Genomic DNA, 9,803 nt, shown 5'->3' with positions numbered 1-9,803 from the left:
GGCTTTGCGGCCTGCGTCGCCCGGCCCATTTCCCGGACCACAACGACCGTCGCCTCGCCGCCTGCCGTTCCCGACCCAACCTCCACCCGCACCCGTCGGGGAGGTCCAGGAGGGGGTCACCCCCTCCTGGCGGGGCCTGGGGCAGAGCCCCATTCCTAATACGCTATACGCTAATGCAGCCCCTGCTTGTCCCAGTACGCCCGCACGAATCCTTCCGCCTCGGCCAGGCTGGTGACGTCGCCGGAGATCTGCGCCTTGAGCAGCGCGTCGCGGATGAGGCCCACGGCGGGACCGGGCTTGAGGCCGAGCAGTTGCATGATCTGCGCGCCGTTTAAAAGCGGTTCGAGCATTTCCTCGGGCGTGGCCGTGCGCTCGAGCATTTTCATGTTGTGGTTGAATTCCTTGTAGGTGCCGCTGACGGCCTTGATGTCGGCGCGGGCCATTTCGATCAGGCGCGGGTATTGGTCCAGGGCCTTGAAGCGGCGGATGCCCCGGTCGGTGAGCATGAAGTGGAAGCGCATGTGGTTGCGCACGAGGCTGCAGACGAGGTCGGTTTCGTCGGGCGGGAAGCCCAGGCGCGAGAGGATCTTGCGGGCGACTTTCGCCCCGACTTGGTGGTGCTGGTAGAAGTGCAGGTCGCCGCCGGCGTATTCGGCGGTATGGAGCTTGCCCACGTCGTGGAACAGGCAGGCCAGCGTGCCGTACCAGTCGTAGGGCAGCTCCTCGGGGTAGTGGCGCATGACGGCCAGCGTCTGCTCGAAGAGGGTGTATTCGACGCCTTCCTCGGTTTTCTGCTTGATGCGGGCCAGCGTGGCCACTTCCGGCAGGAACCAGTGCAGGATCATGGTGTCGTAGAGCAGTTCCACGAAGGTGGCCATGTTTTCGGCCTCGACCTTGCGCCATTCGTCCATGACGTCCTTGACGGACACGTAGTCGAGGATGCGGCGCGAGGCGCGCAGGATGGCCATGAAGGTGTTGGCCTCGACCGGGATGTTGTAGTTGGCCGAGAAGCGCAGGGCGCGCACGGCGCGCAGGTAGTTCTGGCGGATGCATTCGTCGGGGATGCCCTTGAGGCGCACTTCGCCCGAGGCCAGGTCGGCGAAGCCGTCGTGGTCGTCGAACTGGTGTGGCAGGTAGGGGCAGGCCTGGTGGGGCGGCAGAATGCCCAGGGCGTCCAGGCGGGCGATGAGGCGGCTGGTGAGCCGGGCCACGGTCTCCTCGGGGTGGGAGGCGTCGGCGGTGTCGGCCGGGTGGAAGTGGAAGAGTGTGCCGCCGCTCAGGACCCGGGCGTAGGCTCCGCCGGCGGACACGGCTTCGGTGTCCGGGAAGAGCTTTTGCAGTTCGGCCAGGGGCGCGTCGGTGGCCAGGTCGAGTTCGGGCGCGGCCGGGTCCAGGGCTTTTTCCTGCAGCACGGCGTTGACGACGTAGGCGTCGTAGCCGTTGCGCATGATGGTTTTGCAGATGGCGGTGGCGTCCTTGAAGGGTTGCGCCATGGATGTCCTCCGGGGTCGTTTGCGGGTCGTCGCGGGGTTGGGTCAGGCTCCGGGGGCCGAGAGGTCGTGGACCACGACGCCTTCGACCACGGTCAGGACCACGCGGCCGGTGAGCGGCTGGCCCAAAAGCGGCGTGTTCTTGCCCTTGGAGCGCAGGGACTCGGGGGTGACGACCCAGGAGTCGTCGGGATCGAAGAGCAGAAAGTCGGCCGGATCGCCCGGGGCGAAGCGGTTGACGGGCAGCTTGAAGATTTCGGCCGGCCGCCAGGCGAAGCGGGTGACGATGTCGGCGGGGGTCAGCCGGCCCTGGCGCACAAGTTCCCACAGCGAGGCCAGGGCGGTGTCCAGGCCCGAGATGCCGTTTTTGGCGTCCTCGAAGGGGGTTTCCTTCTCGTGGGAGGCGTGGGGGGCGTGGTCCGTGGCCAGGATGTCGACCACGCCTTCGCGCAGGGCGTCGATGAGGGCCAGGCGGTCGGCGTCGGTGCGCAGCGGCGGGTTGACCTTGGCCATGGTGTCGTAACCCAGCAGCGCCGCGTCGGTCATGAGCAGGTAGTGCGGGCAGGTCTCGGCCGTGACGGGCGCGCCGCGTTTTTTGGCCGCGGCTATGAGTTCCACGGCCCGGCGGCAGGAGACGTGGGCCAGGTGGACGGGAACGTTCAGGTATTCGGCCAGCAGGATGTCGCGGGCGACCTGGATGGCCTCGGCGGCGTCGGGCTGGCCGCGCAGGCCCAGGCGCGCGCTCATGGCCCCTTCGTTGGCCCCGGAGCCCTTGGCCATGAACGGGTCCTCGCAGTGGTCGATGACCGGGGCGAGGTCGGCGGCGTATTCCATGGCCCGGCGGAAGATTTCGGTATCGGCCACGGGCTCGCCGTCGTTGGAGAAGGCCACGCAGCCGGCTTCGAGCAGTTCGGCCATGGGCGCGAGTTCGCGGCCGCGAAGGCCCACGGTGAGCGCGCCGATGGGGAAGAGCCTGGGACCGTGCGGGTGGGCGTCCTTGGCCCGGCGCAGCATGAAGCGGGTGATGGCCCCGTGGTCGTTGACCGGGTCGGTGTTGGCCATGCACATGATGTTGGAAAATCCGCCCGCGGCGGCGGCGGCCAGGCCGGAGGCGATGTCCTCCTTCCATTCCTGGCCGGGCTCGCGCATGTGGGCGTGGGCGTCGGTCAGGGCCGGCATGAGGACGAGGCCGCGTCCGTCGATGCGTCGGAAATCGGGGCGGTCGGCCTTGGGGTCGTGGGGTGAAAGCTCGACGACCTTGCCGTCGGCGGTGAGCAGGTCGCACGCGTCGTCGCGGCCGGGCACGCGGACGTTGGTCACGGCCAGGGCTTGTGCGGTCATGCCTGCCCCCCTTGGTCCTTGCGGGTGATGTGCAGGTAGAGGATGGCCATGCGCACGGCCACGCCCGAGGATACCTGGTCGAGGATGAGCGAGTTGCCGGCGTCGGCCAGGTCCGAGGCGATCTCCACGCCCCGGTTGATGGGGCCGGGGTGGAGCACCTTGGCTCCGGGATTGGCCAAGGCCAGGCGGTCCGGGGTCAGGCAGAAGCGGCGGGCGTATTCCCGCAGGTCGGGGAGCAGTCCCGCTTCCTGGCGTTCGAGCTGCAGGCGCAGGCACATGACGGCGTCTGCTCCGGCCAGGGCCTTGTCCGGGTCGTGAAAGATTTCGGCGTCCAGCGCCTGGGCGTCCTTGGGCAGGAGCGTGCGCGGGGCGCAGATGCGCACCCTGGCCCCGAGCATGGGGAGCAGGCGGCAGTTGGACCGGGCCACGCGGCTGTGGGCCACGTCGCCGAGGATGACCACGGTCTTGCCGGCCAGGGTGTCCCAGACCTCGAGCAGGGTGAACAGGTCGAGCAGGGCCTGGGTGGGGTGGGCGTGCCAGCCGTCGCCGGCGTTTATCACGGCGCAGCCCACGCGCTTGGCCACGAAGTCCGCCGCGCCGGAGGAGGCGTGGCGCATGACGATGGCGTCGGGGTTCATGGCCTCCAGGGTGCGCACGGTGTCCTTGAGGGTCTCGCCTTTTTGCAGCGAGCTGCCGGTCTTGGCCAGGCCGAAGGTGTCGGCGGAGAGGCGCTTGCCGGCGATGTCGAAGGAGGTCTTGGTGCGGGTGCTCGGCTCGGCGAAAAAAAGGACCACGCTCTTGCCTTTGAGCGTGGGAACCTTCTTGACGGGTCGGGCGTTGATTTCCCGGAAAGAGGCGGCGGTGCGCATGACCACGTCCACGTCTTCCCGGGAGAGCTGGGATACGTCGAGAAGATCCTTGTGGGGCCAGTTCATGGGGGAGTCCTCGGGCGGAGTTTTGGCCGCGCGCCCACGCGCGTAATCCGGTCAATATTTTCACAAGGGCCGGACGGCGTCAATGCGCGAGGCGGACGGAGGAAAAGACCGGGGCGGCGCCCCGGGCCCCGCCGGGGGGCATGATGCCCCCCGGACCTCCTCGTAGGGGAGGGTCACAATAAACGGGCCAGGGCCGCGTTCAGGTGTTCGCGCCAGAGGGCGGCCATGGCCGGTTGCTCGATGAGCCCGGAGAGCAGCGGTCGGCAACGGATGCCGGCCGCTTCCAGGACGCCGCGCCAGGAGGCCGGGCCGTCGCCGGCCAGGTCGCAACAGGCGTGGGCTCCGGCCACGGTGAAAAAGGGCAGGAGCCAGGCCGCGCGAGCGCCCTCCCGGATCAGGGCGTCGCGGATGCGGCCGATGTCCGGGCAGGGCGCGCCCTTTTCCCGGGGCATGACGCCGAAACGGGCCAGGGGATCGAGGCGGCCGAGCCGCTCGGCCAGGGCCTCGTAGAAGCCGGCTCCGGGCGGCGGCGCGCCGTGGCCCATGACCACCACGGCCTCGTCGGGCCGGCGCTCGGGCGGCAGCCCGGCCAGAAGCGCCTCGGCCACGCGGTCCACGTCGGCGAGGCTGGCCAGAAGCGGCGCGCCGACCGACACCGTGAGCCCCGCCCCCTCGGCCTCCAGGAACCGGCCGAGGCCCGCCAGCATCTCGTGGTACTCCTCGCCCGGCACCACGTGCAGCGACTGCACGGCCAGCCGCGTCGCACCAGAGGCGGCAAGTCCCGCCAGCACGTCGGGCACGCGCCGCGCCCCGCCGAAATCGTGCCGGCCGCCGTGCTTGCGCCCGACCGTGCGGGCGATCTCCACGGCTGCGCCGGGCAGGTCGCGGGCAAGGCGTTCCTTGAAGGCGTCCAGGGCGGCCATGGCCCCGGGATGGCGGGAGCCGTGGGCGGCCAGGACGACGGCGGGGATTTGCGGCATCAGGCGCGCGACTCCATGGCGGCGGCCAGCCCCGCCAGGGCGGCGATGGCTCCGGCGGCCACGACGGCGGCCAGGGACAGAAGCGGCGGCAGAAAGGTCAGGCGCAAGAAAAGCGGCGGCACGTCCAGGGCGGCGACCAGGGCCAGCTGGGTGCCTTTGAGCAGGACCAGGGCGAGCCCGGCCCCGGCCATGCCCGTGAGCCCGGCCTCGGCCACGAAGGGCAGGCGGATGTAGCCCTCCGAAGCGCCGACCAGGCGCAGGATCTCCAGTTCGTCACGGCGCTGCAGGAGTGTCAGGCGCACCATGCCGGCCACGACGAGGCCGACGAGGAGCGTCAAGAGGCCGGCCAGGGGCAGGGCGGCGCGCCGGGCCAGGAGGCCGAGCGCCGCGGCCGCGTCCATTTCGCGCGGGTCGTAATGGACTTCGGCCACGCCCTCCACGTCGCGCAGCCGGTCGTGGACGTCGCGGGCGAAGCCTTCGTCGGCCACGGGCGGGCGGAAGGTGAGCAGCATGGTGTAGGGCAGGGGGTTCTTGCCGGCCAGGGCGGAAAGATCGACGCCCGGCCCCAGGGACTGGGTCATGACGGCGAGCGCCTGGTCCGGGGCGAAGGCCCGGGTGTCGACGAGCCCCGGCAGGGCGCGCATCCAGTCCATCTGCCGGGCCACGAGCCTGGGGTCGGCCCCGGGCTTCCAGTAGACCTGGAAGCGCACGCGGCCCTGGTCCCTGGCCAGGGCCGCCTCCAGGTTGACGTGGGCCAGGGCGAAGAGCCCGCCGAGGTAAAGCACGGCGGCCACGCCCAGAAGGGCGGCCAGCAGGGGGCCGGGGCGGCGCAGGCCGTCGCGGCAGGCGGCCAAGAGCAGCCGCCCGATCACGCCGCGCCTCCGGGACCGGGCAGACGGAAGACCGTGGCGTCCGGGGCGGCGGCCACCAGGTCGCGGCTGTGGGTGGCCATGAGCACGGCCGTGCCGTGAGCGGCGAACTGGCGCAGGATGCCGAGGACCTTGAGCGACAGGGCGTCGTCGAGGTTGCCCGTGGGCTCGTCGGCCAGCATGATTCTGGGCCCGGCGACCACGGCCCGGGCGATGGCCACGCGTTGGAGCCCTCCGCCGGGAAGCTCCGTCGCCGGACGGTCGGCCTCGGCGTCGAGCTCCAGGGCGACGAGCGCCGCGCCCACCCGGCGCGTCAGCACCTCGCGGGGCGCGCCGCGCACGACCAGGGGCAAGGCCACGTTCTCGAAGACCGAACGGTCCGGCAGGATGCGGAAATCCTGGAAGACCATGGATACGTCGCGCCTGAGCTTGTGGATGTCGCGCGGGGTCACGGCGGCCAGGTCGTGGCCGGCGATGACGGCCGCGCCCTGGCCCAGGGGCAGGCTCCCGTGGAGCAGGCGCAGCAGGGTGGTCTTGCCCGAGCCCGACGGGCCGGTCAGAAAGGCGAAGCCCCCCTCGTCCAGGCCGAGGGACACGTCGGCCAGCACCCGGCGGCCGCCGAAATCGTGGCAAAGCCCTTCAACGCGCAGCATGCTTCCTTGCCTCATCTCTCCCAAAGACATTCCCCTCTGTCGCGCGGGCAGCGAACCAGAGCGGGGTGGTCCAGGAGGGGCCCCCGGCCCCTCCTGGCCGCCGGAGGCTTCTCCCCTGCCCCTGCCCTCCGCTTACGCCCCTTCCCACAGCAGGCGGCGGGCCATTTCCGAGCCGGCCTCGCCGCCGCCGGCCATACGGGCGAGTTCGGCAGCCACGTCCGGGCCGGCGAGCCGCCGGCAGCGCGTGCTGGTCTGGCCGTTCTCCACGGTCTTCTGGACCTGGAAATGCCGGTCGGCCAGGCTGGCCAGTTGGGGCCAGTGGGTGATGAGCAGGATCTGGGAGGTTTGCGAGAGCTTTTTGACGTAGGCCCCGACGCTGCCGAGCGTCAGGCCGCCGATGCCGGCGTCGATCTCGTCGAAGATGAGCGTGGGGCCGCCGGGCTCGGCGGAAAGCGACATGAGGGCGAGCAGGAACCGCGACAGCTCGCCGCCCGAGGCGATCTTGTCCAGGGGCTGGGGCGGCTGGCCGGGGTTGGGTCGCCAGAGGATGCGGGCCCGCTCCTCGACGAGCGCCCCGCCCGGGGCGGCCACGGGCGCATAGACCTCAGCCGGGGAGAATTCGAAGATGACGCGCACGTCCTTGGAAAAGCCCAGGCCGCGCAGGATGTCCTCCAGGGCGGCGGACAGGGCGTCGGCGGCCTGGCGGCGGGCCTGGCCCAGGGTCGCGAGCACCTGGGAAAGCCCGGCGACCAGCGCCTCTTCCTGGCGGGCCAGCTGCTTGCGGTCCAGGGCGCAGGCGTCGAGGAAATCCAGGTTGGCCTTGATCTGGGCGTCCATGTCCACGATCTCGGCCAGGGTCTTTTTGAGCTTGCGGCGCAGGGTGGCCAGCTCGAAGAGCCGCTTCTCCACGGCCTCGGCGTCGGCCGGGGCGTCGGCGGCGGCGGGCTTTTTGCGAAGCCTGGCGGCCATGTCCTTGACCTGGTGGCGGAAGGCGGCCACGGCCTCGGCGTCGTCGGCGAATTCCGGAAAGATCGCGCCGGCGTGGAGCAGTTCGCGGTGCAGGTCGGCCAGCACGTCCAGGACCTTGGGCTCGCGCTCGATGGCGTCCCGGGCGCGGGAAAGCGCCTCGGCGGCCTTTCGCGCCTCGGCCAGGGCGGCCCGTTTGCCCACGAGCTCCTCCTCCTCGCCGGGCAGGGGCGCGACCTTTTCGATCTCCGCGTGCTGGAACTCCAGGAACTGGCGCTTCTCCTCCAAGGCGGCGGCCTTGGCGTCGAGCTCGCGGATGCGCCCGCCGAGGTCGGCCAGCTCGCGTACGAGCCGGTTTCGCTCCTCCAGGGGCGCGGGATCGACCAGGAAGCCGTCGAGGAGGGCGGCCTGGAATCCGGGCTGGAGCAGGCGCTGCTGGCCGTGCTGGGAGGCGTGGAGCAAAAGCCTCGGCCGCAGGGCGGCCAGCGTCTCGCGCGAGGCCAGGCCGTCGCCCACGTAGATGCGGCTGCGGCCGGTGCCCGCGGCCAGCTCCCGGCGCAGGAGCAGGTCCTCGCCGCCCAGGACGAAAAGCGCCTCGACCACGGCCTTTTCGCAGCCGGCGCGCACCAGATCCGGGTGCATCTTCTCGCCGGTGAGGAAGTTGACGGCCGAGACGATGAAGCTCTTGCCCGCGCCGGTCTCGCCGGTCAGCACATTGAGGCCCGGGCCGAATTCCAGCTCCAGGTCGTCGATCAGCGCCAGGTTTTTTATCCGCAATACTTCGATCATATGCGCGCCCTACTGCCGCAGCCTGGGGTCCAGGATGTCGCGCAGGCTTTCGCCGATGAGATTGTAGCCGAGCACGGTGAACAAAATGGCCAGGCCCGGAAAGATGGACAGCCACGGCGCGACTTCCAGCACTTCCTTGCCCTCCATGAGCATGTTGCCCCAGCTCGGCATGGGGGGCTGGACGCCAAGGCCCAGGAAGCTCAGGGACGATTCCGTGAGGATCGCGCCGGCGACGCCGAGCGTGGCCGAAACCAGGACCGGCGCGGCGGCGTTGGGCAGGATGTGGTAAAAGAGTATGCCCGGCACGCCCATGCCCGACACCCGGGCGGCCAGGACGAATTCGCGGCCGCGAAGCGTCAGCGTTTCGGCCCGCACCAGCCGGGCCACGCCCATCCACGAGGTCAGGCCGATGACGACCATGATGTTCGTCAGCGACGGCGTGAGAAAGGCGATGACGGCGAGAATCAGGAAAAACGAGGGGAAGCACAGCATCACGTCTACGCCGCGCATGATGCCCTCGTCCACGAGCCCGCCGAAATAGCCGGCGCACAGGCCGAGGAAGAGGCCGATGGACACGGACAGCCCCACGGCCACGAACCCGACCCAAAGCGACACCCGGCCTCCGTAGAGAAGCCGCGCCAGCACGTCGCGGCCCAGGGCGTCGGTGCCGAGGAGATGCCGGGCTCCCGGCGGCGTGAGGATGGCGTTGACGTCCAGGGCCGTGGGGTCGAGGGCGGTCAGGTACGGTGCGAAAAGCGAGGCCAGGGAGATGCCGCCGACGAGAAGAAGTCCGGCCGCGAGCATGCCGTGGCCGGGCAGCAGCCGGCGCAGGCGGGAGAAGACGGCCTTACGCACGGTCCCGGCCTCCCAGGCGGATGCGCGGATCGGCCAGGGCGTAGCCAAGGTCGGCCAGCAGGTTGCCGGCCAGGGTCAGGACGGCGCCGAGGACGAGATTGCCCATGATGAGCGGATAGTCCCGGGACATGACCGACTGGTAGAAGAGCTGGCCCAGGCCCGGCAGGGCGAAGATGGATTCGATGATGACCGAGCCGCCGATGAGTCCCGGCACGGACAGCCCCAGGATGGTGATGACCGGGAGCAGGGCGTTTCGCAGGGCGTGCTTGTAGAGGACGACGTATTCGGGCAGGCCCTTGGCCCGGGCGGTCAGGATGTAGTCCTGGCGCAGCACTTCGAGCATGGAGGAGCGCATGAACCGCGACATGCCGGCGAGGCTCCCGAAGGTATAGATGAAGATGGGCAGGACGAGGTGGCGGGTCAGGTCGAGGGTTTTGCCGAGCGGCGAGAGGGTGTCGTAATCCATGGAGGTGAGGCCCGAGATGGGCAGCACCGGCCAGTGGATGCCGAAAAGCAGCATGAGGAGCAGGGCCAGCCAGAAGCCCGGCATGGCGAAGCCGATGAAGACGAGGACGGTGGCGGCGCGATCGAAGGGGCCGCCCTGGCGTCTGGCGGAGACCACGCCGATGGGCACGGCCACGGCCAGGGTGAGGAGAAGCGAGACGAGGTTCATGGAAACGGTCAGGGGCAGGCGTTCCCTGATCTTGTCCCAGACGGGTCTGTGGTCGCCGGAGAGGGACTGGCCGAAGTCGAAGCGGACGAGCTTGCCGAGCCAGTCGACGTACTGGACGGAGAGGGGGCGGTCGAGGCCGTAGAGTTTTTCGAGTCGGGCGCGTGTTTCGGCGGTGGCCAGGGGGTTGAGGGTGGTCTGCATGTCGGTGGGCGAGCCCGGGGCGAGGTGGATGACGGCGAAGGAGATGAGGGT

9 protein-coding genes are annotated in these 9,803 nt (G+C 70.3%); all 9 read right to left on the bottom strand.

Annotated features, from left to right (window positions below; all coding sequences use genetic code 11):
• Nucleotides 1-170 precede the first annotated feature (170 nt).
• Nucleotides 171-1,493 carry an HD domain-containing protein gene (locus Q1K70_RS01020; protein WP_300154505.1) on the bottom strand — a complete coding sequence of 441 codons (1,323 nt, stop codon included), beginning with the start codon at nt 1,491-1,493 and terminating at the stop codon, nt 171-173.
• A 42-nt stretch (nt 1,494-1,535) separates the two neighbouring features.
• Nucleotides 1,536-2,831, bottom strand: a complete 1,296-nt coding sequence (locus Q1K70_RS01015) for a dihydroorotase (protein WP_300154502.1) — start codon at nt 2,829-2,831, stop codon at nt 1,536-1,538.
• Nucleotides 2,828-3,766, bottom strand: coding sequence for an aspartate carbamoyltransferase catalytic subunit (locus Q1K70_RS01010; protein WP_300154499.1), 939 nt, complete (start codon nt 3,764-3,766; stop codon nt 2,828-2,830). Before Q1K70_RS01010 ends, Q1K70_RS01015 begins: the two co-directional genes overlap by 4 nt.
• A 173-nt stretch (nt 3,767-3,939) precedes the next feature.
• Nucleotides 3,940-4,746: a sirohydrochlorin cobaltochelatase gene (locus Q1K70_RS01005; protein WP_300154497.1), complete on the bottom strand. Its 807-nt coding sequence runs from the start codon at nt 4,744-4,746 to the stop codon at nt 3,940-3,942.
• Nucleotides 4,746-5,618: an FtsX-like permease family protein gene (locus tag Q1K70_RS01000; protein WP_300154495.1), complete on the bottom strand. Its 873-nt coding sequence runs from the start codon at nt 5,616-5,618 to the stop codon at nt 4,746-4,748. Before Q1K70_RS01000 ends, Q1K70_RS01005 begins: the two co-directional genes overlap by 1 nt.
• Nucleotides 5,615-6,268: an ATP-binding cassette domain-containing protein gene (locus tag Q1K70_RS00995; RefSeq protein WP_300154492.1), complete on the bottom strand. Its 654-nt coding sequence runs from the start codon at nt 6,266-6,268 to the stop codon at nt 5,615-5,617. Before Q1K70_RS00995 ends, Q1K70_RS01000 begins: the two co-directional genes overlap by 4 nt.
• 132 nt (nt 6,269-6,400) lie before the next feature.
• Complete coding sequence (locus Q1K70_RS00990; protein ID WP_300154489.1) at nt 6,401-8,023, bottom strand: AAA family ATPase; 1,623 nt, start codon at nt 8,021-8,023, stop codon at nt 6,401-6,403.
• 9 nt (nt 8,024-8,032) lie between these two features.
• The gene (locus tag Q1K70_RS00985; RefSeq protein WP_300154507.1) at nt 8,033-8,827 is read right to left on the bottom strand and encodes an ABC transporter permease; all 795 of its coding nucleotides are present in this window, start codon (nt 8,825-8,827) and stop codon (nt 8,033-8,035) included.
• Nucleotides 8,828-8,870: 43 nt separating this feature from the next.
• The coding region (locus tag Q1K70_RS00980; protein WP_300154486.1) for an ABC transporter permease at nt 8,871-9,803 on the bottom strand (933 nt) is incomplete at its 5' end.

The sequence above is a fragment of the Solidesulfovibrio sp. genome (genome assembly GCF_029978005.1).
In the GTDB taxonomy this organism is placed as follows: Bacteria; Desulfobacterota; Desulfovibrionia; order Desulfovibrionales; family Desulfovibrionaceae; genus Solidesulfovibrio.
The sequence above is the reverse complement of the archived record's forward strand: the minus strand, read 5'-3'. Positions and strand labels throughout refer to the sequence as shown.